This is a genomic window from Azospirillum oryzae (genome assembly GCF_008364795.1).
In the GTDB taxonomy this organism is placed as follows: domain Bacteria; phylum Pseudomonadota; class Alphaproteobacteria; order Azospirillales; family Azospirillaceae; genus Azospirillum; species Azospirillum oryzae.
The window spans coordinates 71,801-97,336 of sequence record NZ_VTTM01000005.1 but is presented as its reverse complement, the minus strand read 5'-3'; the positions used below and the strand labels follow the sequence as shown (position 1 = coordinate 97,336).

Here is a 25,536-nt window from a genome sequence, read left to right as displayed (position 1 = left end):
GACTCCGAAAAGGAATGGGGGCGGGCGGCGTGTCGCCGCCTCAGGCGACCCCGAACCGGTAGACGATGGACCCGGCGGACCATTGGCCGGGACGCAGCACCGTCGACGGGAAGGAGGGGATGTTGACGGCGTTGGGGAATTTCGACGGCTCGGCGCAGAAGGCGCTGTGCTTTATATAGAGCGTGCCGCCCTTGCCGACGTCCCGCGGGGCTTTGCCCTCCAGGAAATTGCCGGTGTAGAGCTGCAGGCCGGGTTCGGTGGACAGCACCTCCAGTGTCCGGCCGCTGGCCGGGTGCAGGAAGCGGGCATGGAGGACAGGCGCCGGGCCATTTGCCGGCTTGTCGATCACGTAATGCAGGTCATAGCCCTTGCCGAGCGCCAGCATGCGGTCGTCGGCGTCGATGCGGGCGCCCAGCGCCGCCGGGGTGCGGAAGTCGTGCGGGGTGCCGGTGACGTCCACGATCTCCCCCGTCGGCACCGCGGTCTCGCCGAGCGCCAGATAGCGGCCGGCATGAACGGTGGCGACATGGTCGAGGATCGACGATCCCGGATCGCCCGACAGGTTGAAGAAGGTATGGTCGGTGAAGTTGGCGATGGTGGTCCTGTCGGCCGCCACCGCGGTCCAGGCGATGGTCAGGGCGTTGTCGTCGCCGACCGTATAGACCAACCGCAGCGGCAGGGTGCCGGGAAAGCCCTCCTCGCCATCCTGGAAGACATAGGTCAGTTCCAGGCTGGCCTCGTCCAACTGCCGGGCGTCGAAGACGCGGAAGCGCGACCCGCGCTGGCCGCCATGCAGGGTGTTGGGCGGGCTGTTCACCGCGGCCTGATGGGCGACGCCGTCCAGCGTGAAGCGCCCGTCAGGGATGCGCCCGCAATAGCGCCCGATGAAGGACCCCATCGACGCCTGCCCGCCCATCACGCCCTCGATCCCGTCATAGCCCTGGACGACGTCGCCCAGCATGCCGTCGCGGTCGGGGACCAGGACCTGCTCGATCTTGGCGCCGTAATTGGTGATGCGCACCACCATGCCGTGGCGGTTGCGCAGGGTGAACAGATCCACCGGCTTGCCGTCGATGGTGGCGGAGAAATTCTCACGCTTGAGGTCGGTCGCCATGGTCCAGGCATCCCTGTGGAAGAGGTTAGTAAAAACCGAGAAGCAGCAGCCCCAGAACCATCACCACGCGCAGGAGCAGCGCCGTCTCCAATGGGTCGGCGGTCATGATGGGGCCTCACCGGATGGATCGTGGCTGTATTATACTAATATATTAGCGCGGAAGGCAAACCGCATCCGCAGCCCGAACTCCCGCCGGACAGTTTGCCGCAGGCCGGGGGAAGCCGTGCATGGTCCAGAGACGCCAACGCCCCTCGGCCGTCATTCCCGGAAGGGTGGAAATGGCGGCCGGGCAGGCGCCGGCTGGATGACACCCGAAGGTGTCACTTGGTCTTGGCCGGCGTCCAGGCGCCCCATTCCTCGGGCGTCAGCTTGCCGTCCTTGTTCTTGTCGAACCGGTCGAACCGGGTGCCGCGGCGCGACTTGGCGACATCGGTCATCGAACCGGGACCGCCGCGCGGCGCATCGACGAACTCCTTCCGGCTGATGACGCCGTCCTTATCCGCATCGAGCTGGTCGAACATCTGCTGGTGCATCGCACCGGTGCCGCCCATGCCTTTGCCCGGACCCATGCCCTGGCCCATCCCCTGACCGCCCATTCCCTGACCCATGCCGGGACCCGGCCCGGTCTGGGCAAGAGCGGAGCCGCCAACCAGCAGCCCGGTGCAAAGCGCAGCAATGAGGAAGCGTTTCATCGGAACCTCCCGTCGGAAATCAGCACCCCCACGACGATATTAGGCCTATCTGATAGAGCGGCGACCGCGCCAGCTTGTCGCAGATCCGGAGCGGGCGTTGCCTGGGATGTGGAATGCGCCCAATACGCAACGCAACGTCCTGCGGCGGCTCGTTTCCCTGGGCGGATCGGTGTCGGCCGGCGCATGGCCGTGATGTCCTCCGCGCAGCACTGCGCCCGAATGTGGCGACATGCCCTACCGTCTGGCGATTGCCGACGGCACGGTGCCGGCATTAGAATACACTCATGCACTATGGCGGGTGACGGCCATGACCATTGCATCGCCGGCGGACCCGCGACGCCCGAACACGGGCCTGTGGTTCGCGGCCACCCTGGCGGCACTGGCGGCCTGGGTGGCGCTTTACAGCCAGCTCGTTCCCCTGTCCGGCTGGGTGGTCTCGCGCCTGCCGCTGGTTCCCGGCAGCGCGTCCGCGGAGTCCGTCCGCTTCTTCGTCTACGACACGCCGAAGGTGCTGATGCTGCTGACGCTGGTGGTCTTCGCCATGGGCGTCGTCCGCAGCTTCTTCTCGCCGGAACGGACGCGTGCGCTGCTCGCCGGCCGGCGCGAGGGCATCGGCAACGTCGCCGCCGCCGGGCTGGGGATCGTGACGCCCTTCTGCTCCTGCTCCGCGGTGCCGCTGTTCATCGGCTTCGTGTCGGCCGGCGTGCCGCTGGGCGTGACCTTCTCCTTCCTGATCGCGGCGCCGATGATCAACGAGGTGGCGCTCGGCCTGCTGTTCGCGCTGGTGGGCTGGCGGGTGGCGCTGGCCTATCTCGGCTTCGGGCTGGCGGTCGCCATTGTCGCCGGCTGGGTGATCGGCCGGCTGCATCTGGAAGGCTGGCTGGAGCCCTGGGTGCTGGCCGTGCGCAGCGGCGGCGCGGCCCCGCCGGAGGAGACGCCGTCCCCCGTCGACCGCATCCGCGCGGGCATCGAGGCCGTGCGCGACATCGTCGGCCGGGTTTGGGCGTGGATCGTCGCCGGCATCGCCGTCGGCGCCCTGATCCACGGCTATGCCCCGGCGGACCTGCTGGCGGCGATCATGGGACGGGATGCCTGGTGGTCGGTGCCCGCCGCCGTCCTGCTCGGGATCCCGATGTATTCGAACGCCGCCGGCATCATTCCGGTGGTGGAGGCGCTGATCGGCAAGGGTGCGGCCATCGGCACGGTGCTGGCCTTCATGATGTCGGTCATCGCCCTGTCGCTGCCGGAGATGATCATCCTGCGCAAGGTGCTGACCGTCCGCCTGATCGCCCTGTTCGCCGGGGTGGTCGGGCTCGGCATCCTCGCCGTTGGCTTCCTGTTCAACTTCTTGTTCGCCTGACCGGTGGAGGACGCGATGAAGGACGTGAAGGTGCTCGGCCCCGGCTGCAAGCGGTGCCAGACGACGGAGGACATGGTCCGGGCCGAGGCCGAACGCCTCGGCGTGCCGGTCCGGATCGACAAGATCACCGACTATGCCGCGATTGCCGGCTATGGCGTGCTGTCGACGCCGGGCGTGGTGGTGGACGGCAAGCTCGTCCATGCCGGCGGCCTGCCGAAGGTGGAGGACATCGCACGCTGGCTGACGGCGTGACGGCCGGCCAAGCCGTACGACCCCGTCACGCCCCCGCCGCCGGCAACCGCAGCGTCGCCCGCAGCCCGCCCAGCGGCGATGCGCCGAGCTGGATGTCGCCGCCATAAAGCCGCGCCACATCCCGCACGACCGCAAGGCCGAGCCCCGTCCCCGGCGTGCTCTCGTCCAGCCGCACCCCCGGCTCCAGCGCCGCTTCGCGGCAGTCGTCGGGCAGGCCGGGGCCGTCGTCGTCCAGCGTGACGGACAGCATGCCGCCGGCCTCCGCTTGGCCCATCTCCACGCGGCCCGTCACCTCGACCCGGCCGCGCGCCCATTTGCAGGCGTTGTCCAGCAGGTTGCCCAGCATCTCGTCCAGATCCTCGCGCTCGCCGGCGAACAGCAGTCCGTCGGCGGCATCGACGCGAATGTCCAGCCCCTTGTCCGAATGCAGCTTGCGCATCACCCGTGCCAGCGCTGCGACGCAGTCCGGCACCGGCGTGCTGATGCCCGGCACGCCACGGGCGGCGGCGGCGCGGGCGCGGGCCATGTGATGGTCGACATGCCGGCGCATCAACTCCACCTGCCGGACCATCGCCGCCCCCACCTCGCGCGCGTTGCGCTCGTCCAGCGTGGCGGCTTCGTTCGCCAGCACGGCGAGGTTGGTTTTCAGCGCGTGGGCCAGATTGCCGGCCTGCAGCCGCCCGCGCCCGACGGTTTCCTCCGCATGGGCCAGCAGCGCGTTCAGATCCTCCACCAGCGGCCGGATCTCCGTCGGCATCGCCACGTCGAAGCGCTTCTTCCGCCCGGCCCGCACCTCGGCCAGCGCGCCGCGCAGGCGGGAAAGCGGCTTCAACCCGATCTGCACTTGGATCAGCGCCGCGGCGATCAGCGCTGCGGCCAGCACGGCCAAAGACAGCGCCAGCGTGGCGTTGAAGGCGCGGGTGACGCCCGCCAACTCGGCCCGGTCGGCGGCCACGGCGATGCGGATCGGCTCCGCCCGCTCGGGCAGCAGGACGAAGCGCTCCAGCACGAACAGCGACTGGTTCGCTGGTCCCGCCGCGCTGTGCCGGTGCAGCGACCCGTCCTCCACCCGGTCGTCGGGCAGGTTCAGCACGCTGTCCCACAGCGAGCGCGAGCGCAGCGGCGCATCCCCGCTCTCCCCCACTTGCCAGTAGAGTCCCGACAGCGGCCGGCGGAAGCGCGGATCGCTCAAGGGCTGGCGCAGCGCCGGCCTGCCGTCCGGGCCGATCTCCAGCACCGCCGCCAGCTGTTCCAGATGATTGGTCAGTTCCGCCTCGAAGCGCTGGCGGACATGGGTCTGGAACAGGTCGGCGATGATCCAGCCCGCCAGCATCAGCGCCAGCGCCACCCACACGGCCGCGCCGGCCAGCAGCCGGAAGCGCAGCGAGTCCGTCCATCTCATCGCCAGTTCCTATGCCTTGTCCTTACGGCTCGTCCGCCCGGTATCCCTGCCCGCGCACCGTCTTGATGACGTCGGTCCCCAGCTTGCGGCGCAGACGGCCGACGAAGACCTCGATGGTGTTGGAATCCCGGTCGAAATCCTGGGCATAGACATGCTCGATCAGTTCGGTGCGCGACACCACCTGCCCCTTGCGGTGCATCAGGTAGGACAGCACACGGTATTCGAAGGCGGTCAGCTCGACCGGCTCTCCATCCACCGTGACCCGTCCGCTGCGGGTGTCGAGCACGACCCCGCCGCAGGCGATCTCGGCGGTGGCGTGGCCCTTGGCGCGGCGGATCAGCGCGCGCACGCGGGCCAGCAGTTCCTCCATGCTGAAGGGCTTCGCCAGATAATCGTCGGCGCCGGCGTCGATGCCCTGCACCTTCTCGTTCCAGGCATCGCGCGCGGTCAGGATCAGCACCGGAACGGCCATGCCGGCCCGCCGCCACGACCGCAGCACCGTCAGCCCATCGACCTTCGGCAGCCCCAGATCCAGGATCACCGCGTCATAGGGCTCGGTTTCGCCCAGGAAGCGGCCTTCCTCGCCGTCCCCGGCGGTATCGACGGCATAGCCTTCACCCTCCAGCCGCTGCTTCAGCTGCCGGGCCAGTTCCGGCGTGTCCTCCACCACCAGCACGCGCATGGCTTCACCTCCCGTCGCCGTGGGACCGGTGGCGGCCCCTTGTCCGCAGCAGTTCCCCCGTGGCGGCGTCATAGTCCAGCTTCAGGATCCGGCCGTCCGGCGCGATCAGCTTCAGCTCGTAGCGGAAGCCGTCCTCCTCATCCTCCAGATCGACGTCGAGCACGTCGCCGCCGAATTGCTGTTTGGCGCTCTCGACGATCCGCTCCAGCGGCAGGATGCGCCCCTCGCGCAGCGCGCTGCGGGCACGCTCGTGGTCGTCGTCGGCATGGGCGCCCGTTCCCGCCGCGAACAGCAGGATGGGGAGAAGGAGCAATGCGGGACCGGTCCTCATGATCGACCTCTCTGCCTGGGACAGCATCGCGCACCGGGGCCGCGCGATCGAACCAGCATATCGTCGCATCCCTGAACCGCCGCTGAATGGCGCCCGAACGGCAGCCGAATGCCGGGGCACCGCATTTTTTCATCCTGAACGGCGGATGAACGGCCCGTTCAGGCTCGGCTCAGCCAGCGTGGCGCAGTGTGCGGTCCATCGGGCGCTTCGACGCTCAACCCCGCACCACAGGTGATGCCATGCTGAAAGCCGCTACCCTCGCAACCCTCCTCACCGCCACCCTCGCCACCGCCGCTTTGGCCGGCGACCACCACCGCGCCGCGGCCATCCAGCCGACCAGCCCGCAGCCGATCGCCGACGTGGTGAAGGCCGGCGGCGGCACCGTGACCGGCACAGTCGAGAAGGTCGCGGCGAACTGGTTCGTCATGACCGACGGCAGCGACCGCATCGACGTCGCCAGCCGCGGCTTCCTGCCCGACGGCATCCAGACCGGCGACCAGATCACCGTCGTCGGCGGCGTCCGCCAGGGCGCGATCCAGGCCGGCCAGATCATCCGCCAGGACGGCACCGCCTTCGGCCGCGACGCCATGGGCAAGCATGAGGGCAGTCGTCACGGCCATGACAGCGACCGCGACGACGACTGACCGGAGCCGCGCCATGCTGAAGAAGATGATCCTTCACACCCTGCTGACGGCGGTCGTCGTCGGCGCCCTCGCCACCGCCTATCAGGCCAGGGCCGCCGGTCAGCAGGGCGCCGCCGGCATCGCCGCCCTGCTGACCGGCGGCCTCACCCACGACGCCGGCCACGACGACTGACCCGCCCCAGGAGAGGGAGACATCATGTCCGCCCGCAAACCTTCCGCCGCCGAGATGACCGCCCTGCTGGCCTTCCACGCCATCGTCTCGGGCGCCTTCATCGTCGCCTATCTCACCGGCGACGAAGACACCTACGGCATGCATGTCTTTTCCGGCTATGCCGTCCTCATCGCCATCGGCCTGCGCGTGGCGGCCGGCGCGCTGGCCCCGGCGGGAAGCCCGCTGCGCCTCCCCCGACCCTCCGTGGCGGCGGTCGCCGCATGGCTCCGCCGCCTGGTCACCGGCGATGCGAAGGCGAGGGCGGAGCGCAGCCCGCTGACCGCCTGGATGGCCGCCGCACTCCTGATCGGCGTCGGGATCGCGGCGGCGACCGGTGCCGTCGCCGACTTCTTCGTCAAGGTCGAACATCTGCACAAGGAGATCGGCGAGGCATCCCTCTTCCTCATCCTGGCGCACATCGCCCTGGTCTTCGCGCTGCACGGCCTGAAGCGGATTCCGTCCGGCGTCGCGTCCCGCTGCACCGCGTGGCTGTCCAACCTTTCCAACCGGGTGATCCCATGAGACCGACCAAACCGATCCTCCTCCTCGCCGCCGCAGTGTCCTTGGGTGCCGGCGTCGCCCTGGCGGCCTCCGGCGATCCGGAGCGTGCCCGCATCCTCGACGGCTATGCCGCGCAGGCGAAAGCGCAGACCCCCGGCTTCGCCGGCTTCTCGGCGGAGCGTGGGCGCGCGCTCTATCTCGGGCCGCATACCGGCGGCAAGGTTGCCGACACCCCCGGCTGCGCCAGTTGCCACACCCGCGACCCGGCCGGAACCGGCCGCCACTACAAGACCGGGCGCGACATCCTGCCGATGGCGGTGTCGGCCAATCCCAAGCGCTTCACCGATCCCGCCGAGGTCGAGAAGCGATTCGAGCGCGACTGCGTCAACGTCCTCGGCCGCGCCTGCACGGCGCAGGAAAAGGGCGACTTCATCACCTTCCTGTCGAACCAATAGCGAGCCGCCGATGTCCCCCACCCGCAGCCTCCGCCCGCTCACGGGAATCGCCGCGCTCGCCATGCTCGCCGTGACAGCCGGTGCGGCTTTTGCCAGCGAGTTCGAACGGGTACGGCCCGTCACCCATGCCGCCACCCAGAAGGAATGCGGCGAATGCCACATGGCCTATCAGCCGGGCCTGCTGCCGGCGGCGTCCTGGACCCGTATCATGGACGGCCTGCAGGACCATTTCGGCGAGAATGCCAGCCTGCCGGCCGACACCGCAGCGGCCATCCGCAGCTATCTGACGCAGAATGCCGGCAGCGGCGACGGCCGGCTGATCCGCATCACCGAACAGCGCTGGTGGCTCCGCAAGCATGATTTCGCGCCGTCGATCTGGACGCGCAAGTCGGTCGCCGCCAAGAGCAACTGCGAGGCCTGCCACCGCACCGCCGCGCAGGGGCTTTACGAGGACGACTGAGCCCCGCTCATAGCGGACGCAGGCGCCCGACCAGCCGCGGATTGTCCCAGGCCGGCTGCCGGTCCTCGATCACCACGCGGTGGGGCAGGGGCGTGTCGCTCTCCACCGCCACCTCGACCCAGCGCGGAACCAGCTCGTTGTTGATGTCGTCCAGGATGGCGACGGCCAGCGCCTCCAGACCATCGGCGTATCCGGCGAACTCCGCCAGATAGGTCACGACCGACGCCGGATCGGGCACCAGCAGATCCGGCACCAACCGCAGGGTCAGACGCACCCCCGGCAGCGGCTCGCCACGCAATTCCACCAGGAAGTCGTGGCGGGCGTCGGGGGAGGGGCGGGTGGACAGACGCTCGCGCCTCATGCCGACACGCCCAGGCCGGCCTGCCCGGCGCGGGTCAGCTTCACCCAGCTGCGCGCCCCCGACTGGAAGGACAGGCCGCCGCTGTAGCCGACGGCCCGCACGCTGTCGGCGAAGACCTGGATCAGCTCCACCCGCAAATCCGGCGGCAGGGCGGCGTGGCTGCGCAGGATCAGGTCGAAATGGTTGGGCCGCACCAGACCGTCCAGCTGCATCGGCCCGAAGCGGCTGAGGTCCAGATCGATGACGAAGCGGCTGCCCGACTTGGACCGTTCCTTGCCGCCGCCCTCCTCGTCCTCCTTCAGCGGATGGACATGCAGCTTGATCGGCTTCGGCCCGTTGGCGTCCATCAGCGGAATGGTGTAGCTGCGCCAGTCGCCCGGCAGCGGCTCCGCCGCCTCGCGGCGCAAACCGTCGAAATCCTTTTCCAGCCGCTCCAGCAGGTCGCGGCGCCCCGCCTTGTCCAGGGCGGAGGCCGCGTCGTCGCCCAGCCAGCCCGCCGCGTCGCCGCCGCGCATCGCCGCCAGGAAGAAGCCGATGGCGGCGGTCAGCTTGCGGTTCGGCTGCGGCATCGTCGCCAGCATCGACTTGGCGAGCGCCGGATCGGCCGCCGCCAGCGTCGCCATCAGCTGCCGCATCGCCGGCCAGTCGCGCCCGTCCAGCGGTCCCGGCGGGCCGGGCAGGGTGGGGGCCGCCGCCTGGGTCGCCTGGGCGAGATCGGCCAGCGCCGCCGTCACCTTGGCCCCCGGCGGCAGGCTGGCCGGGACGTTCAGCGCCAGCATGCCCTGCTTTGTCGCCAGGATCGGCTGCCCCTGCGGCGTGCTGCCGGCCACCGTGCCGCGCAGGATGGGCGTGTCGGGTGGCAGCGCCGCTTCGTCCGGCGAAGGCAGGGGCAGTGGGGTTGACTGCCCGCCGGATTGCTGGCCCGGTCGGTTGCCGGCCTGCCCGTTGCGTCCGCCGGCCTCCGGATCGCCGGGCGGGCGCGGCTGTTGCGGCGGTGGGGTGACGGTCAGGATCTTCAGTGCCACCGTGGCACCGCGTGGCAGGTCGGGCGGCTCGGCATTGCCGGCGGTCTCGCCGGGCTGGTTCGGCATCGTCGGGGTTTCGGCGCCGGGATGGGCAGCGTCGCCGCCCAACTGGACCGGCGTGCCGAAGGTGGCGCTGCCGCCGCCCATCGTCGGGGAGGGTGTCGGCGAACCGGCCGTCGGCGAACCGGTCATCGGTGCGGCAGGCGTTCCGCCAGCCGGAGCCTCGGGCTTCGCGGGGCCGGGAGTGCCCGCAGCCGGCGTGGCGGGCGTGCCCTGCGACGGCGTCGCGGCGGGAGCCAATGGCTTGGCGCCCGACCCGCCGGCCAGCACCAGCGCCGGCACGACGGTGCCCGGCAGAAGCGGCGGAAGGTTGGTCGGGACCGTCGCCGCTGTCGGGGTGGGCAGCAGGACGGCGGGCGCCGCTCCGCTTCCGGCCGCCGGGGTCGGCGCCGTCCCGCCGGTTTGCGGCGCGGCCGGAGTCCCCAAGGATTGCAGCAGGATCAATGCCGTCGGCTTGGCCGGCAAAGCGGTGGTGGGCGAACCCGTATTGCCCGGCGTGATCTGTACCGTGATCTGCTTGTCCGGCGGCAGCTCCGCCGTGCTGTCGAGCAGCAGTTCGCCCGCCGCCGTGCGCACGCGGGTCAGCCCCTCCGGCGTCTGGCCGGCGACGGTGCCGGTCAGCACCACCGGGCGGGTGACCTCCGGCAGCCGTTCGGGAAGCTGGACGACCGTGGCCTCGGCCGTAACGGGGGTGGGCGCGGCGGGGGCTGCCGCGGCGGTGGCGGCGGCAGGCGTGACCGACGATGGGATCGCCCCGCCCATTCTTGCCGTTACTCCCGGCCGTTACTTGGCGCTGGCGAGCAGCCGCTGCACGATCGCCTCGACGTCGCGGGCCGCGTCGCTGGAGGGCGAGCGGGTCAGGAGCGGGGTCTGGTTGCGGATGGCGTCGCGCACCTTCAGGTCGCGGCGGATGATGCCCGCCAGCGCCGGCTTGTATTTCAGGAAGTTCTGGCAGGCCTTCAGGATGGTGCCGTAGGTGCGTTCGCCGTCCTTCACGCTCTGCGCCATGTTCACCACGATCCGCAGGTCGGCGGACGGGTTGGTGGCGTGGGTCAGCTTGATGAAGGCATAGGCGTCGGTCAGCGAGGTCGGTTCGTCCGTCGTCACCACCAGCGTGGTGCCGGCCGGGCCGGACAGGGTGCGCACCGTGCGGTCAACGCCGGCGCCCATGTCCATCACCACCCGGTCATAGCTCTTCGCCAGTTCCAGCAAATCGTTGCGCAAGGACGACAGCCGCTGGCTCGGCAGCTGTGCGAGCGTGCCCGATCCCGACCGGCCGGCGATGATGTCGAATCCGGTGTCGGGGAAGCGCTGCGCCGCCTTGGCCAGCGTCACCTCGCCGTTGATGACGGCGCCCAGATCGTTCTTGGGCGAGAAGCCCAGCTGGATGTCGACGTTGGCAAGGCCCAGATCGCCGTCGAACAGCAGGGTGTTCATGCCCGCCTTGGTCAGGGCGTGGCTCAGCGTGATGGAGAACCACGTCTTGCCGACGCCGCCCTTCCCGCTGGCCACGGCGATGACGTTGGCGCCGCGCAGCGGGCGAACGTTCTTGAGGGCGGCCGGGAACACCGGATCGGTCATGGCAGGGTCCTCGACGAGGGGGAACTGGCGGCCTTAGCCTTGGTTGCGGGTTTTGCAGATGCGGGTTTCGTCGGCTTGGCGGCGGCGGCCCTGCGCGGTGGTGGCGGTGGTGGTGCCGGTTCCATCTCCGGCTCGTCCTCTTCCGGTTCATAGCCCCGCCCGAACTTCGGCTTGCGCTCGGGCGTATGGTCCGGCTCATGATCCGCTTGCCCGTCGTCGTCCTCGTCCCACTCCGCGGTGCGGGCGGCGCGGCGCGGCGCCGGCTCCTTGACGGCGGGGGCCTTCTCCTCGGCCGGGATCATCATGCGGGCAAGTGCCAGCGGGTTCAATGCCGTCAGCCCCTCCGCCACCTTGGACGAGATGCTGGCGTCGCAAAAGGACAGCCGGGCGCGCGCGGCGATGGCCAGGACGCTGCCCAGCCGACGCGCGATGTCCAGCCGGGTGACCAGCATGCGCCGCACGCCGACCGCCTTGAAGGCCAGGGCCATGTCGGCGGCCTCCATCGCGTCCAGCCCGGCCGGCAGCACCAGAACCGGCTCGACGTCGCCGGCGGACAGCAGGGCGCGCAGGTCCTGCATGTCGTCGGCGTCGAACGGGTTGCGCCCGGCGGTGTCGACCAGCACGAGGTCGGTGCGGCGATGCACCTCGAAGGCGCCGGCCAGCGCGTCGGGGTCCTCCACCGTCGCCAGCTTCAGCTTCATCAGCCGGGTGAAGGCGGCCAGCTGGTCGACGCCGCCGGCCCGCACCGTGTCGGTGGTGATGACGCCGACCGAGCATTTGCGGAAGACCGCCCGCGCCGCCAGCTTGGCCGCGACCAGGGTCTTGCCGGAGCCCGGCGGCCCGACGAGGGCCAGCGGCTTCACCGGCGACCGGCCGTCGGGCAGCGGGTTGAAGGTGAAGAAGGAATCGAGCGCCGAGCCGAGCGCCAGCCGCGGGTCCTCGGTGTCCAGCCCCGATGCCGCGTCGATCAGCTGTTCGGCCAGCGCGGCCGGCACGCCATGGCGCTGCAGGGCGTCGGCCACCACCTCGCCCACGTCGATCTCGGGTTCGACCGGCTTGGGTGGCGCCTTGCCCCGGCCGCCGCGTGCGTTGCCGGAGGATTGAGCCGGCGGCAGGTCGTCCTCTTCCACCGCCGCCGTGACGCGCACACCGCCGCCTTCCTCCTCGCGCGTGGCGACGATGATGGCGTCGTCGCCCAGCGACTGGCGCACCATCCGCATGGCGTCGGACATGGTCTTGGCGTGGAAGGACTTCAGCCGCATCGGCAGCGCCTTCCGTCAGATAAGGGGTGGGGACGGGCACGCGCCATCAGATCTGCCCCAGGGTCTTGATGCGGGCCTTCGGGTGGATCTCGTTCTGCGACATGACCACGGTCGCCGGCCGGAACCGCTCGACGATGGAGCGGACGAAGGGCCGGATCAGCGGGCTGGTCAGCAGTACGGGGCTCTCGCCCATCATGGCATGTCGCTCGAAGGTTTGACGGACGGAGGTGATGAACTGCTGCAGGCGGGACGGGGCCATCGTCAGCTGCCGGTCGTCGCCGTCGCCCACCAGCGATTCGGCGAACCCCTGCTCCCATTCGGGCGACAGGGTGACGAGCGGGATGAAGCCCATCTCGTTCGTGTTCGCGTCGCAAATCTGCCGGGCAAGGCGGGACCGCACATGCTCGGTGATCTGGGTGATGCTGCGGGTCTGGCTGGTCGCTTCGGATACCCCTTCCAATATGGTGGGAAGATCCCGGATCGAAACCCGTTCGGCAAGGAGATTCTGCAACACCCGTTGCAATCCGCCCACAGTGATCTGGCTGGGCACCACATCGGCGATCAGCTTCTGGTGTTCCTTGTCGGTCTCGTCCAGCAGCTTCTGCGTTTCGGTGAAGGACAGCAGCTCCGGCATGTTGTCCTTGATCAGCTCGGTCAGGTGGGTGGTCACCACGGTCGACGGGTCGACCACGGTGTAGCCCTTGAACAGCGCCTCCTCGCGATAGCCGGGCTCGATCCAGATGGCGGGCAGGCCGAAGGTCGGCTCCACCGTCTGTTCGCCGGGCAGGCTCATGGCGTCGCCGCGCGGGTCCATCACCAGCAGCATGTTGGGCCGGATGTCGCCGCGCCCGGCCTCGATCTCCTTCACGCGGATGATGTAGGTGTTGGGCGGAAGCTGCAGGTTGTCCTGGATGCGCACCGCCGGCATGACGAAGCCGACCTCGCCGGCGATCTGCCGGCGCAGGCCCTTGATCTGGTCGGTCAGCCGGTGGCTTCCCGCCTGCGGCTGGTTGATAAGCGACAGCAGGCCATAGCCCAGCTCCAGCCGGATCAGGTCGATGGCGAGCGCGGTGGCGATCGGTTCGTCCGGCGCCGGCCCGGCACCGGGCATGCCGCCCGCCGCGCCGCCGCCCGCCGCTGCTTCCTCTGCCGCCGCGGCCTCTTCCGCCTCCTTCTTCGCGCGCAGGCGCGGCATGTACCAGGCGGCGAAGCCCACGGCGCCGATGACCGGGGCCAGCGTCAGGATCGGCATGCCCGGCAGCAGGGCCAGCACGCCGATGGCGCCGGCCGACAGGGCCAGCGCCTGGCTGTGGCCGGTCAGCTGGCCGACCACCGCCTTGTCGGTGGAGCCGCCCATGCCGGCCTTCGACACCAGGAAGCCGGCGGAGATCGAGATCACCAGCGCCGGGATCTGCGACACCAGACCGTCGCCGATGGTCAGCTTGGTGAAGGTGTCCAGCGCCGTCATCACCGGCATGTCGTGGCGCAGCACCGCGATGGTCACGCCGCCGATGATGTTGATGAACATGATCATCAGGCCGGCGACGGCGTCACCCTTCACGAACTTCGACGCACCGTCCATCGAGCCGAAGAAGGCGCTTTCGTCCTCCAGCTCCTTGCGCCGCGCGCGGGCAGTGCCCTCGTCGATCATGCCGGCCGACAGGTCGGCGTCGATGGCCATCTGCTTGCCGGGCATGGCGTCGAGGGTGAAACGCGCCGCCACTTCGGCGATGCGGCCCGAACCGGCGGTGATGACCTTGAAGTTCACGATGGTCAGGATGGCGTAGATGATCACGCCGATGACGAAATCGCCGCCCATGACCAGGCTGGCGAAGGCCTCGATCACATGGCCGGCGGCCGACGTGCCCTCATGCCCCTGCGTCAGGATCAGGCGCGTCGAGGCCATGTTCAGCGACAGGCGCAGCAGCGTGGTGATCAGCAGGATCGTCGGGTAGGACGACAGCTGGAGCGGCTTCTCGATGAACAGCACCACCATCAGGATCAGGATGGAGACGGTGATGTTCAGCCCCAGCATCATGTCGAGCATGACGCTGGGCAGCGGCATGATCAGGCCGACCACGACGATCAGGATGCCGATGGCCATCGCCACGTCGCCGCGCTTCAGCGACGCCTTGGTGACCGCCCACATCTCGCCGAAGGCGGCCATGTTGCCGGGACCGCCGCCCCCGCCGCCACCATTATGCTCCGTCAGCGCCATGGATGCTCCCGCCGCTCAGGTCCCCGGTCCCGGACGGGAGTCAGGCCGTCGCCCGTTCGTCGTTGCCCGGGGTGGGCACGCTGCGGCCCTCGTCGCCGTACTGCTTCAGCTTGTTGCGCAGCGTGCGGATCGAGATGCCCAGGATGTTGGCGGCATGGGTGCGGTTGCCCAGGCAGTGCGTCAGCGTCTCCAGGATCAGGTCGCGCTCGACATCCGCCACCGTGCGGCCGATCAGCGCCGCCAGACCGGCACCGCTGGTCCCGGCGCTGGCTGCTGCCGCCGCGCTGCTGTTGGCCGCCATGCCATAGGGACCAGGCTTGCCGCCCTTCGGCGGGCCGTAGCTGTTCGGCAGGGCGCCCGGCGGCGGAACCACCAGCGGGGCGGACGGCTGCTGCGGCTGTGACGGCGCAGCCGGCACCGTGCCGCCGGGTCCGGCGAACGGGTTGGCGACCGGCGAATCGCTGGGGATGGAGGCCTGGGCGCTGCCTTCCGGGGCCAGCAGCTTGCTGGTCAGCATGATCGCTTCCGGCCCGACCTCCTCGCCGCGCGACAGCAGGACGGCGCGGTGCATGGTGTTTTCCAGCTCGCGCACGTTGCCGCGCCAGTGATGCGACTTCAGCATCAGCATCGCGTCCTCGGTCAGGCGCTTGTCGCCCAGCCCGTTGGCCTCCGCGTATTTCTTCAGGAAATGCTCGGCGATCATCGGGATGTCGGCCGGGCGTTCGCGCAAGGATGGGATCGCCACGCTGAACACGTTCAGGCGGAAGTACAGATCCTCGCGGAAATTGCCGGAGCGGACCTCCGCCTCCAGATTGCGGTTGGAGGTGGCGATCAGGCGGACATTGACCTTCACCGGCTGGCTGGAGCCGATGCGGTCGATCTCCTTCTCCTGGATGGCGCGCAGCAGCTTGGCCTGCAGGCGCGGATGCATCTCCGACAGCTCGTCCAGCAGCAGGGTGCCGTTGTTGGCCTCCTCGAACTTGCCGAGACGCCGGGCGACGGCGCCGGTGAAGGCGCCCTTCTCATGCCCGAACAGCTCCGATTCCAGCAGGTTTTCCGGGATGGCGGCGCAGTTCACCGCGACGAACGGCTCGTTGGACCGCCGGCTCTTGCGGTGGATGAAGCGGGCCATCAGCTCCTTGCCGGTGCCGCTCTCGCCGGTGATCATCACCGATGCGTCGCTGGGCGCCACCTGCTCGGCCAGCCGCAGCGTCGCCAGCATGGCGGGGTCGCTGCAGACGATGGAGTGGCTCTCCTCGGCCACCGCCTCCAGCACCGCGGCGATCAGCTCGGCATTGGGCGGCAGCGGCAGATACTCCTTGGCGCCGGCGCGGATGGCGCGTACGGCGGCGGCCGCATCGGTGCCGATGCCGCAGGCGACCACCGGGATGGTGATCCGCTCCGCCTTCAGGCTGTCGATGAAGGTGGCGATGTCCAGCTTGACGTCGATCATCACCAGATCGGCGCCGGCGGCGGTACGCAAGGCGTTCAGCGCCCCTTCGATGCTGTCGGTGTGCGACACCTTGGCCCCCCGCTTCATGGCGATCTTGCCGGCGGCGGTGATGTAGCCTTCCAACGTTCCAACGATCAGCAGACGCATAGCCTTACGCTCCCACTCTCGGGGCTTCCCGGTCGAAATACTGGATCCGCTTTCCAGGCGGCAGGACGGCGTTCAGGAGCATCTCCAGACGCCGCGGATTCTCCTGGCGCGCGATGGACACGGCGCCGATGGTATAGAGGGTCTTGACCAGCGCGTCCTCCTCCGCCGCCCGCTCCACCTTGGCGGCGAGCGGGGCGAGGACGACGTTGCCGAGCACGGCCCCGTAGAAGGTCGTCAGCAGCGCCAGCGCCATCGCCGGCCCGATGGCCGACGGGTCGCTCAGGCTGCCCAGCATCTGCACCAGACCGACCAGCGTGCCGATCAGCCCCATCGCCGGCGCCACTTCCGAGGCGCGGCGCAGCACGCCGGCGCTCTTGCCGTGGCCGCCGGCGGTCGCCTCGACCTCGCCGGTCAGCATCCGCTCGATGGCGTCGGGCGGCAGCCCCTCGGTGATCAGGGTGACGCTGCGATGCAGGAAAGGTTCGCCGCGCAGTTCCGGCAGGACGTTGCGCAGGGTCTCCGGCCCGGCCCGGCGGGCGGCCTCGGCCAGCAGGATCACCTGCCGCGCCACGCCCTTGGGGTCGAGCGTCTGGTGGACCAGCACCGCCGCCGCGTTCCTCCACGCCACCGCCACGTCGCCCAGCGAGAAGGAGGCGGTGGTGACCGCCAGCGTCCCGCCGAGCACGATCAGCAGCGACGGCGGATCGAGGAAGGCGCGGGCCGAGCCGCCGGTGGTGATGGCGATCAGGATCACCGCGGCGGCGGCGGCCAGCCCGACCAGCGTCGCCACGTCCAGCCCGCCGCGCAGCCGCACGCTCCGCCCCGGCGCGGCCGCTCCGGTATGGGCGCCGGTGTTGGCGGCCGGCTCGCCCTGGGCCGCGGCACGGGGGCCGCCGGCCGGGGTCGCCTTCGCACGGGACGCGGTGCTGTCGGACGAAACCGCCATCAGCCCCGGTCCGACTTGATGATTTCCGTCATGGTCACGCCCAGCCGGTCTTCCACCACCACCACCTCGCCGCGGGCGACCAGGCGGTTGTTGACGTAGATGTCGATGGCCTCGCCGACCTTGCGGTCCAGCTCCACCACGGCGCCGCGGCCCAGCTTCAGCAGCTGCGCCACCTGCATGGTCGATTTGCCCAGCACCGCGGAGATCTGGACGGGGATGTCGTACACCGCCTCCAGATCCTTGGTGATTCCGGGGCTGGCATAGTCGTCGCCGTCGCCACCCTGCAGATCGTTCAGCGAGAAATTGTCGCTCGGCATGTCGGTCTCGGACCTCCTTCATTCCGGACACCCCTTAGACGGGGGCCGGAGCCTCCAGCATGTGCGCGGCACGGCGTTCGATCTCGGCCAGCAATTGGGCGGTGTCCCGCTCCATGCCGCCCTCGGCCCATTCGATGCGGCAGCCGCCGGGGGCGATCGACGGGTCGCCGATCACCATCAGCTTGGCGCCGAAACCGCGCGCGCCCACCGTTTCGTCCAGATGGTCGCGCACCAGACCCATCGTGTCCTCCGCCACCCGGATGACCAGCCGCGGCTCGTCGATCAGGTCGGTCAGGCAGGTGCGGACCATTCCCTCCACCTCGACCATGCCGCCGCGCCGCGCCCATTCCGGCAGCAGCTTGCGGACGATGGCCAGCGCCAGATGGACCGGCTGCTCGCCGCGCGCGGCGTTGCCCGCCTCGCGCTCCGCCAGCAGCCGCTGCACCCCGTCGGCGATCTGCGACAGGGCGTTGGCGATGCGGTTGTTCACCGTCGCCTCGATCTCCGCCTTGCCACGCTCGTATCCGGTGTTCTGGCCGGCGGCCATGCCGTCGGTGAAGCCCTTGCCGTAGCCGGCGGCGGTCCCTTCGGACTTGCCGGCGGCCATGCCCTCCTCATAGGCCTGGGCGCGGGCGGCGGCCAGCTCCTCCTCGCCGAAGGTGGGGGCGGGCGGCAGTTCCGGCTCCGGTTCGGGTTCCGGATGGGCCGACAGCTCGTCCTCGGGCAGCAGGTCGTCGTCCTCCACATGGGTCATGCGGGGGACGGCGTCCACGTCGAAGGACTCGTCGAAGAGGAATTTGCGCACGCTCATCGCCGCGGTCCTTCCCCGAAGTCAGTGGAAACGGAGGCCGGCATCGCTCAGCTCTCCTGATACAGCCAGTTGCGCAGGATGGAGACCGCCTCTTCCGGATGCTTGTCGACGATCTCGCCGACCTTGCGCAGGGAGGACGCGCGGACGCGGCCTTCCACCCGGTTGATGTCGATCATCTGCTCCAGCTCCTCGTCGGCCTGCGCCGCTTCCAGCGCCAGATCCTGGGCCAGCGCGCCGGTGGGGGCGGCGAGCGCGGCCGGCATGCCGGCCTGATCGGTCAGCAGGCGGTCCATCTCGTCCTCCTCCTGCATCTCCGCCTTCTCGAAGGCGCGGGAGATCAGCGGGCGGATGACCAGCAGGATGATGAGGACGGCGACGATGCCCAGCACGACCATCTCCGCGATGCGGAACAGGTCGTCCTTGGTCATGCCCATGAACAGCTCTTCCGGCTTCTGGACGTCGTCGTCTGGCGACCAGAAGCGCATGTTCACCACTTCCAGCGAGTCGCCGCGCACGGCGTCCAGCCCGACGGCGGACCGCACCAGCGCCTTGATGCTCTCGATCTCCTGCTCGCTGCGCGGCTGGTAGGTCGGCCCGTTGTCCTTGCTGGTCTGATAGGTACCGTCGACCAGAACGGCGACCGACATGCGGCGCACCTGACCCGCCTCGCGGACATGCGACTTGGTGGTCTTGGTGATCTCGTAGTTGATCGTCTCTTCGGCGCGGGACGACTTGTTGGAGGACAGCGGGCTGGCGCTGCTGCTGGCCTGCGCCGTGGGCAGGTTCTGGTCCACCGTCACCGGGGCCAGCGGGTCGCGGTCGCTGCTCTCGTTCGATTCGTTGACGGTCTGGGTCGAGCGGACGACCTGGCTTTCCGGATCGAAGATTTCCGACTGGGTGGTGATGCGGTCGAAATCGAGGTCGGCCGACACCTCGGCCCGGACCTTGCCGTAGCCCAGCGTCCGGCCCAGCAGATCCTCGATGGTGCGGGCCATCCGCCCCTCGAAGGCCTGCTTCTTCTCCTCCGCGCTCGCCATCATCGCTTCGGCGGTGTCGCTGCCGGTGCCGCGCGCCAGCAGGTTGCCCTTGTCGTCGACGATGGAGATGCGGTTGGGGTCCAGGTTGGGGACGGAGGCGGCGATCAGCTGCTGGATCGCCTGGATGTTCTCGCGGCTCAGCTTGGCGCCGGGGCGCAGCTTCAGAAAGACGCTGGCGGTCGCCGGGTTCTGCTGGCGGGCGAACAGCTCGCGCTTGGGCAGCACCAGATGCACGCGGGCCTGCATGACGCCGTTCAGCGTCTGCACCGTGCGCGCCATCTCGCCTTCCAGCGCGCGCAGGTGGTTGATGTTCTGCATGAAGCTGGTGGCGCCGAACCCCTCGCCCTTGTCGAACAGCTCGTAGCCCACCGATCCGCCCGACGGCAGGCCCTGGGCCGCCATGCGCATGCGCATCGGCCCGACCTGATCGGCGGGGACGGTGATCTTGGTGCCCGACTTGTCGACGCTGTAGGGGACCTTGGCCTCCTCCAGCTTCTTGGCGATGGCCGCCGCCTCCGACTGCTGGAGGTCGGAATAGAGCAGCTCCATTTCCGGCGTGGACAGCCGGGTGGTCAGATAGACGAAGAATCCGATCAGCAACAGCCCGACGCCGCCGATCGCCGCAAGGCGTGCGGGTCCGAGATTGCGCAAGGTCTGCAGCAGGTTGTTCACGCGCGGTCCCCGATCGGAAATCTTCCCGGCATACTCTCCACACGTCTCCGTTTCGCGATTGCGAGACGGTTTGTGCAAGTTCCGCGCCGGGCATGCCTATGTCGGGGCATGCTGCGGCGTCTTGATGAAGAGAGGGTTAATCGGCGGCAGTTTTTGCCGGGCGCCCGGCAAAATATGCCTAGTGCCCCGCAAATGTTGCAGCCCTGCGGCGGCTGTGCAACGGCTTCGGCCGCAACCTCGGGTCACAATGCCGCAGCCGCTTCCGGGCGTGGGCGGAGCCGCCCGGCAGACGCGACTGTGGGTAGGACGATACCGCTCAATGCGCGAAATGAGTGCGGCCCTATGACCTGCCGGCCGGTTCCCGCGAAAACCCACCTGCCCAAAAGAGGTAACTGGTCCAGCCGCGGTTGACATCGGCATGTCGCGGTCATAGCTGAGTTGCATTCCGTCCCCGCGATCGGCCGATTCGTCTTCCCGGCGACGTGTTCCTAAGCTTCGGCGCCAGTGGAGGCGTTCCGGATGGCGTCGCGAGGATTCGGCTGCCGGGACCGGTACGGGCCAGTACAGGATCGAAGGGGGAAAGCCATGAAACGGCGTGGGCGCGAAAAGAAGGAAGGCCTCAATGAGGTCGATGTGTTCGTCGGCCAGCGCCTGCGGGAGCTGCGCATGCTCGCCGGCCTCAGCCAGAGCGATGTCGCCGCGGCGCTTGGGCTGACCTTCCAGCAATTGCAGAAGTACGAGCGCGGCTTCAACCGCGTGTCTTCCAGCCGTCTGTTCAAGCTGGGCCAGTTCTTCCGCGTGCCCGTCTCCGTCTTCTTCGAAGGGCTGGAGAATCGCCAGCAGGCGGGCGAGGGCGGCGAGATGCCGGCGACCGGCGGCGGCGAGGAGCAGGAGAACACGCTGCAATCGCGCGAGGCGCTGATGCTGGCGCGCTATTTCCAGAGCATCCGCGATCCGCAGATCCGCGCGGCCATCCGCGAGCTTGCCGAGCGGTGCGCCGAGCAGCAGGCCGACGGTGCCTCCTCCGGCGCGGCGCCGGCACCCAAGCGCGGCCGTGGCCGCCGGGCGGAGCAGGGCGGGCACGCCTGACCCCCAGGCCGGCAGTCTCAGGCCGGCAGTCTCAGGCCGCTGGTCTCAGGCCGGCTTCAGCCGCCGGTAATGCTCCAGGAAATCGGCCATCGCTTCCTCCGGGCCGAGCGGCACGATGGCGGCCTCGTCCGGGTCGGGCAAGTCGCGCCAGTTGACGCGGTGCGGCGCGCAGAGGTCGCGCAGCTCGGTCGCCAGCGCCCGCTGGTCGGCCAGCTTGACCGCCTTCGGCTCCGGATGGCGGAAGCCGAAGCGCAGGGCGAGCGCGCTCTTGATCGGCTCCACCGCCTGCCGGATGGCCTCGCGACCGATCCGCACCTTCCACGGCGTCGGCCAGTCGCCGGTGAAGGCCTCCTCGCAGTCATGCATAAGCGCGTCGTAGGCATAGCCCTGCGGCGCCAGCCGGCTGGCCAGGACGCAGTGCTGGGCCACGCTGAAGAAGGCTTGCGTGTTGCCGACGAAGCGGCACTGGTAGGCCAGCGGGCGGGCAATGTCCTCGATGTCGAAGGGGCTGAAATCCGGCCGCTCCAGATCCACCGTCCGGCCCGAATAGGTGATCATCACCGCTGTCGGCTCGGGCACGTCGAGCAGATCGAACTGGTCGGGATGGGTGACGCGCGGCGACCCGCCGCGCCGCTTCGGCGTTGCTTTCTTCATGGCCTGAGTCTCTAGCAGATCGGTCCCGCGCCGCTCAACCGCGCGTCCGGCGGAAACCCTTATAGGGCCCTCAATCCCCTCCCGCCGGTTCGCGCACCAGGCTGCTGGTGGCGGCGACGGTGGTTTCCAGCAGGGGCAGCAATGCTGCGACCTTCTCGGTGTCGGCCGGGCTGTCGTTGATGGCGCGTGCGATGGCGGCCATGCGCGGGGCGCCGAAGTTGGCGGCCAGCCCGGCCAGCGTGTGGGCCGCCTGCCTCAGCTCCTTCGGCCGGCCGGCCTGCAGGGCGGAGCGGATCGCCGTCAGTTCGCGCAACGCCGTCTCCGGCAGCAGCAGCAGCATGCCGTCCAGCGCCTCGCCGCCCAGCGCCAGCCGCAACTCCGCCAGCTTCACCCGGTCGACCAGCGGCAGGGACGAGAACTGGCCGCCTTCCGCCGGCGGGCGGCTGGGCATTGGCACCACCCGCCCGTCCTGCGGCCGGGTCGCCAGATCGATTAGCACGGCGTTCAGCTGGTCCCAGTCGATCGGCTTGGTCAGATAGGCGTCCAGCCCGGCGGCCATATGGCCGTCGCGATGCTCCGGCAGGGCGTCGGCCGACAGCCCGACGATGGGGATGCGCGCCACCGGCCCGTCCATCCGGCGGATCGCCCGCGCCGTCGACCGGCCGTCCAGCACCGGCATTTCCATATCCAGGATCAGCGCGTCGTAATCGGCCGCCGTGACCGCGGCCAGCGCCGCCCGCCCGTCGGCCACCGCGTCGATCTGATGGCCGATGCGGGTCATCATGGCGACGATCAGCATGCGGTTGATGTCGTTGTCCTCGGCCAGCAGAAGCCGCAGCGGCACCCGCGTCGGCTCCGGCAGATCGGCCGCCGACAGGGCCGGCCGGGAACCGAAGTCTGTGACCGGCTGCGCCTCCGCCAGCCGGCTGCGGATCGAGAAGCGGAAGGTGGACCCGCGGCCGGGCGCGCTGGTCACGGTGATCTCGCCGCCCATCGCCTCCACCAGCCGCTTGCAGATCGCCAGCCCCAGCCCGGTGCCGCCATATTTGCGGCTGGTCGACACATCGGCCTGGACGAAGGCGTCGAACAGGCGGGCGCGCTGTTCCGCCGTCATGCCGATGCCGTTGTCCTGCACTTCGAACCGCAGGGTGACGGGGCCGTCCGGCAAGCCCGAGGCGCCTGCCGAGTCGGCCCGCTGGCCGGCCGGCGGGTCGGGCGACCACACCGCGATCTCGATGGCGCCGCGGTCGGTGAACTTGATGGCGTTGGACACCAGGTTGTACAGCACCTGCCGCAGCCGGGTCGGGTCGCCGCGGATGTGGCGCGGCGTGTCCTCGGCGATGGAGGCCGACAGGCTCAGCCCCTTGGCCGCCGCCCGCACCAGGAACAGCTGGACCACGTCCTCCACCAGCCGGGGCAGCGAGAAGTCGATCTCTTCCAGGGTCAGCTGTCCCGCCTCGATCTTGGAGAAGTCGAGGACGTCGTTCAGGATCGTCATCAGCGTGTCGGCCGACGAGCGCAGCGTCTTGACGAAGGCCTTCTGCTGGTCGTTCAGCCCGCTGCCCATCAGCAGGTCGCCCATGCCGATCACCGCGGTCATCGGCGTGCGCAGCTCGTGGCTCATCATCGCCAGGAACCGCGATTTGGCGCGGCTGGCGTTCTCCGCCGCGATGCGGGCGGCCTCCGCCTCCTCCCGCGCGCCGTCCAGCTTTTCGGCCAGGGCGAAGGTCTCCGCCGCCAGCTTGGTCAGCTGCTCCTCGGCGGCTCGCAACTCCTCCTGCGACCGGCGGCTGTGGGTGACGTCGGCGCAGGAGGCGGCGATCCAGCGCGCCATCCCATCCGGCCCCGGCACCGGCCGCAGGCTCAGCGCGTTCCAGAAGGCGGTGCCGTCCTTGCGGTAATTCAGCACCTCCACCGACAAGGGCCGCGCCTGGGCCAGGGCGGCGCGGATCGCCGCCGCCGTTTCCGGATCGGTGGCCGGCCCCTGCAGGAAGCTGCCATCCTGGCCGATCACCTCGTCGGCCGCATAGCCGACCATCTCCTGGAAGGCGCGGTTGCAATAGACGATGGGGTGGTTGGGGAGGGTGGCGTCGGACACGGCGATGCCGCCGCCGCTGGCCTCCACCACGGCGGCGAGCATGGCCGCGTCGGGCGAACTGCCGAAGGGGGACAGGGGGGCGGCGGGCGGCGGGGTCAAGGGAGGAGCGGTCCTGATCGGTTCGGAAGGGCTGGCCTTGCGGCGGGTGGCAAGGATAGGACGTTGCGTGCCCGATTGCCATTCCCCGTCGGCGGGATCCCTGTGTCCGCGGTCCGGCAATGGCGATTCCGTTAACGACTGCGCAACAATACTTCCAGAAAACTGTGTCGTCCGGCCGCGCGGCCAGCGTCCGGATGAACACAGGCGGAGCGGAGAGCGTCATGGTGGTGGAGGCAGGTGGACGGACCCGCCAGGTCCGGACGATACACGATCTCGGTGTGCTTCTTGTCGAGGACGACGACTTCACCCGCAAGCTGATCTACCGGCTGCTGCACGACATCGGGCTGCGGACGGTGTTCGAGGCGGCGGACGGCGTTCAGGCGCTCGACATCCTGCGCAAGAACGGCGAGGACGTCGACGTGGCGATCTGCGACCTGGAAATGCCGCGGATGACCGGGCTGGACCTGCTGCACGCCCTGCGCACCGCCACCGGCAACCCGCTGGCCGACCTGCCGGTGCTGGTGCTGACCGGCCACCGCGAGGCGGATGTGGTGAAGCGCGCCATCGCCTACGGCATCTCCGGCTATCTGGTGAAGCCGGTGTCAAAGGCCGACCTGTCGAAGCGCCTGACCTTCGTCATGCAGAAGCGGCAATAGCCCGGACGGGAAATTGGGGACGGGAAATTGGGGACGGGGGATTGAGGACGGGCAGGGGGCGCTCTTCCTACCGTTTCCCGCCGGGCCTCAACCGGCGCTGGCGCTTTCGCCGCCCTTCCTGTAGAAGGGAAATCACTACCGCCGCGACGCGAAAGGTCCATGGGTTCCTGCCATCCTTCGCCCGGCCCGCTCCGATCCCGTTTCCGGCATCGGGGAGAGCCGTGAGCAAAGATCGACCTCCCGGGTCGTCCCCCAGGTCGTACGACGCACCCAATCCCAGTGCGGAAGGGAGCTGTGCGCGCGTTTCGGACCTGCTGGACGACTTCCTGACGCGCGGTGCCGAAACCGCCACCGGCGATCCCCTTGCAAACGATCCGGCCGTCCCCTCCCGCATCTCGCTCGGCGAGGTCGTGGATGCGCTGGGCGACCGTGCCTTCGGCGCGCTGCTGCTGATCCTCTCCATTCCCAACGTGCTGCCGGTTCCCGGCCTGTCGACCGCCACCGGCGTGCCGATGATCCTGCTCGGCGCCCAGATGGCGCTGGGCCGGCATGGCCCATGGCTGCCGCGCCGTATGCTGGCGGTCACCTTCGACCGCAAGGCCTTCCTGGGCGTGATCCGTCGGGCCAGGCCGTGGGCAGAGCGGGCGGAGCGGCACCTGCGGCCACGCATGCCGGCGCTGGCCGGTCCCACCGCCGAACGGATGCTGGGGCTGGCGGTGATGGTGCTGGCCGGCATCCTGTCCCTTCCCATCATCTTCGGAAACCAGCCCCCCGCCTTCGCCATCGCGCTGATCGCGCTGGGGCTGATGGAAGCCGACGGTGCCTTCGTCTCGGCCGGCCTGATCGCCGGCCTTCTATCCATCGCCATCATCGCCGCCGTCCTGCTCGGTCTCGGGCAGGCGGCGGTCGCCGTGGCGCAACAATTGATCGGTTGAGGGAGCGCCCT

Annotated in this window: 27 protein-coding genes; 10 read left to right on the top strand and 17 right to left on the bottom strand. The window is 69.7% G+C overall.

Features of this window, described 5'->3' with window-relative positions; all coding sequences use genetic code 11:
- Positions 1-40 precede the first annotated feature (40 nt).
- Positions 41-1,114 carry an aldose epimerase family protein gene (locus tag FZ938_RS15890; RefSeq protein ID WP_149199467.1) on the bottom strand — a complete coding sequence of 358 codons (1,074 nt, stop codon included), beginning with the start codon at positions 1,112-1,114 and terminating at the stop codon, positions 41-43.
- Between the two features lie 320 nt (positions 1,115-1,434).
- A complete protein-coding gene (locus FZ938_RS15885; protein ID WP_149199466.1) occupies positions 1,435-1,806 on the bottom strand; it encodes an EF-hand domain-containing protein in 372 nt (123 codons plus the stop codon).
- A gap of 307 nt (positions 1,807-2,113) precedes the next feature.
- Between FZ938_RS15885 and FZ938_RS15880 the strand changes: the two genes are divergently transcribed.
- Positions 2,114-3,166 carry a permease gene (locus tag FZ938_RS15880; RefSeq protein WP_149199465.1) on the top strand — a complete coding sequence of 351 codons (1,053 nt, stop codon included), beginning with the start codon at positions 2,114-2,116 and terminating at the stop codon, positions 3,164-3,166.
- A 15-nt stretch (positions 3,167-3,181) separates the two neighbouring features.
- Positions 3,182-3,418 (top strand): thioredoxin family protein, encoded by a 237-nt coding sequence (locus FZ938_RS15875; RefSeq protein WP_149199464.1) that lies wholly within the window; start codon positions 3,182-3,184, stop codon positions 3,416-3,418.
- A 25-nt stretch (positions 3,419-3,443) separates the two neighbouring features.
- On the opposite strand, the gene FZ938_RS15870 is transcribed toward FZ938_RS15875, so the two are convergent.
- From FZ938_RS15870 to FZ938_RS15860, 3 genes are read right to left on the bottom strand one after another with little or no spacing between them, the layout of a single operon-like run.
- Positions 3,444-4,820: a sensor histidine kinase gene (locus tag FZ938_RS15870; RefSeq protein ID WP_149199463.1), complete on the bottom strand. Its 1,377-nt coding sequence runs from the start codon at positions 4,818-4,820 to the stop codon at positions 3,444-3,446.
- 22 nt (positions 4,821-4,842) lie between these two features.
- Entirely contained in the window at positions 4,843-5,502 is a 660-nt protein-coding gene (locus FZ938_RS15865) for a response regulator (RefSeq protein ID WP_149199462.1), read from the bottom strand.
- Positions 5,503-5,506: 4 nt separating this feature from the next.
- Positions 5,507-5,833 carry a PepSY domain-containing protein gene (locus tag FZ938_RS15860; protein WP_246458106.1) on the bottom strand — a complete coding sequence of 109 codons (327 nt, stop codon included), beginning with the start codon at positions 5,831-5,833 and terminating at the stop codon, positions 5,507-5,509.
- Between the two features lie 239 nt (positions 5,834-6,072).
- Between FZ938_RS15860 and FZ938_RS15855 the strand changes: the two genes are divergently transcribed.
- The 5 genes from FZ938_RS15855 to FZ938_RS15840 are packed head-to-tail and all read left to right on the top strand — an operon-like array spanning position 6,073 to position 8,104.
- On the top strand, positions 6,073-6,477 hold the full coding sequence (locus tag FZ938_RS15855; RefSeq protein WP_149199461.1) for a cytochrome c maturation protein CcmE domain-containing protein: 405 nt from the start codon (positions 6,073-6,075) through the stop codon (positions 6,475-6,477).
- A gap of 13 nt (positions 6,478-6,490) precedes the next feature.
- Positions 6,491-6,649, top strand: coding sequence for a hypothetical protein (locus FZ938_RS30570; RefSeq protein WP_174757465.1), 159 nt, complete (start codon positions 6,491-6,493; stop codon positions 6,647-6,649).
- Positions 6,650-6,673: 24 nt separating this feature from the next.
- Positions 6,674-7,210 carry a hypothetical protein gene (locus FZ938_RS15850; protein WP_149199460.1) on the top strand — a complete coding sequence of 179 codons (537 nt, stop codon included), beginning with the start codon at positions 6,674-6,676 and terminating at the stop codon, positions 7,208-7,210.
- Complete coding sequence (locus FZ938_RS15845) at positions 7,207-7,644, top strand: DUF1924 domain-containing protein (RefSeq protein ID WP_149199459.1); 438 nt, start codon at positions 7,207-7,209, stop codon at positions 7,642-7,644. The genes FZ938_RS15850 and FZ938_RS15845 overlap by 4 nt, the downstream gene beginning before the upstream one ends.
- Before the next feature lie 10 nt (positions 7,645-7,654).
- Positions 7,655-8,104, top strand: a complete 450-nt coding sequence (locus FZ938_RS15840) for a diheme cytochrome c (RefSeq protein ID WP_149199458.1) — start codon at positions 7,655-7,657, stop codon at positions 8,102-8,104.
- A gap of 7 nt (positions 8,105-8,111) precedes the next feature.
- On the opposite strand, the gene FZ938_RS15835 is transcribed toward FZ938_RS15840, so the two are convergent.
- The 10 genes from FZ938_RS15835 to fliF are packed head-to-tail and all read right to left on the bottom strand — an operon-like array spanning position 8,112 to position 19,994.
- Positions 8,112-8,465 carry a hypothetical protein gene (locus tag FZ938_RS15835; protein ID WP_149199457.1) on the bottom strand — a complete coding sequence of 118 codons (354 nt, stop codon included), beginning with the start codon at positions 8,463-8,465 and terminating at the stop codon, positions 8,112-8,114.
- Positions 8,462-10,312 carry a hypothetical protein gene (locus FZ938_RS15830; protein WP_149199456.1) on the bottom strand — a complete coding sequence of 617 codons (1,851 nt, stop codon included), beginning with the start codon at positions 10,310-10,312 and terminating at the stop codon, positions 8,462-8,464. Before FZ938_RS15830 ends, FZ938_RS15835 begins: the two co-directional genes overlap by 4 nt.
- A gap of 21 nt (positions 10,313-10,333) precedes the next feature.
- Positions 10,334-11,131, bottom strand: coding sequence for a MinD/ParA family protein (locus FZ938_RS15825; protein WP_149199455.1), 798 nt, complete (start codon positions 11,129-11,131; stop codon positions 10,334-10,336).
- Positions 11,128-12,393 carry a flagellar biosynthesis protein FlhF gene (locus tag FZ938_RS15820; RefSeq protein WP_149199454.1) on the bottom strand — a complete coding sequence of 422 codons (1,266 nt, stop codon included), beginning with the start codon at positions 12,391-12,393 and terminating at the stop codon, positions 11,128-11,130. The genes FZ938_RS15825 and FZ938_RS15820 overlap by 4 nt, the downstream gene beginning before the upstream one ends.
- A gap of 46 nt (positions 12,394-12,439) precedes the next feature.
- On the bottom strand, positions 12,440-14,611 hold the full coding sequence (gene flhA, locus FZ938_RS15815) for a flagellar biosynthesis protein FlhA (protein ID WP_149199453.1): 2,172 nt from the start codon (positions 14,609-14,611) through the stop codon (positions 12,440-12,442).
- A 40-nt stretch (positions 14,612-14,651) separates the two neighbouring features.
- Positions 14,652-16,211: a sigma-54-dependent transcriptional regulator gene (locus tag FZ938_RS15810; RefSeq protein WP_149199452.1), complete on the bottom strand. Its 1,560-nt coding sequence runs from the start codon at positions 16,209-16,211 to the stop codon at positions 14,652-14,654.
- 4 nt (positions 16,212-16,215) lie between these two features.
- Complete coding sequence (locus tag FZ938_RS15805; protein WP_149199451.1) at positions 16,216-17,157, bottom strand: motility protein A; 942 nt, start codon at positions 17,155-17,157, stop codon at positions 16,216-16,218.
- Positions 17,157-17,474 (bottom strand): flagellar motor switch protein FliN, encoded by a 318-nt coding sequence (gene fliN / locus FZ938_RS15800; RefSeq protein ID WP_085083374.1) that lies wholly within the window; start codon positions 17,472-17,474, stop codon positions 17,157-17,159. The genes FZ938_RS15805 and fliN overlap by 1 nt, the downstream gene beginning before the upstream one ends.
- 34 nt (positions 17,475-17,508) lie before the next feature.
- Complete coding sequence (locus FZ938_RS15795; protein WP_149199450.1) at positions 17,509-18,285, bottom strand: FliH/SctL family protein; 777 nt, start codon at positions 18,283-18,285, stop codon at positions 17,509-17,511.
- Between the two features lie 47 nt (positions 18,286-18,332).
- The gene (gene fliF / locus FZ938_RS15790) at positions 18,333-19,994 is read right to left on the bottom strand and encodes a flagellar basal-body MS-ring/collar protein FliF (protein ID WP_149199449.1); all 1,662 of its coding nucleotides are present in this window, start codon (positions 19,992-19,994) and stop codon (positions 18,333-18,335) included.
- Positions 19,995-20,579: 585 nt separating this feature from the next.
- Between fliF and FZ938_RS15785 the strand changes: the two genes are divergently transcribed.
- On the top strand, positions 20,580-21,083 hold the full coding sequence (locus tag FZ938_RS15785) for a helix-turn-helix domain-containing protein (protein ID WP_149199448.1): 504 nt from the start codon (positions 20,580-20,582) through the stop codon (positions 21,081-21,083).
- Between the two features lie 45 nt (positions 21,084-21,128).
- Here the strand turns inward: FZ938_RS15785 and FZ938_RS15780 are convergent, their stop codons facing one another.
- Complete coding sequence (locus tag FZ938_RS15780; protein ID WP_149199447.1) at positions 21,129-21,737, bottom strand: transcriptional regulator; 609 nt, start codon at positions 21,735-21,737, stop codon at positions 21,129-21,131.
- Between the two features lie 70 nt (positions 21,738-21,807).
- Positions 21,808-23,934, bottom strand: coding sequence for an ATP-binding protein (locus FZ938_RS15775; RefSeq protein ID WP_149199446.1), 2,127 nt, complete (start codon positions 23,932-23,934; stop codon positions 21,808-21,810).
- Between the two features lie 194 nt (positions 23,935-24,128).
- Between FZ938_RS15775 and FZ938_RS15770 the strand changes: the two genes are divergently transcribed.
- A complete protein-coding gene (locus FZ938_RS15770) occupies positions 24,129-24,590 on the top strand; it encodes a response regulator (RefSeq protein WP_246458104.1) in 462 nt (153 codons plus the stop codon).
- Between the two features lie 221 nt (positions 24,591-24,811).
- Entirely contained in the window at positions 24,812-25,525 is a 714-nt protein-coding gene (locus FZ938_RS15765; RefSeq protein WP_149199445.1) for an exopolysaccharide biosynthesis protein, read from the top strand.
- Positions 25,526-25,536: the final 11 nt, after the last annotated feature.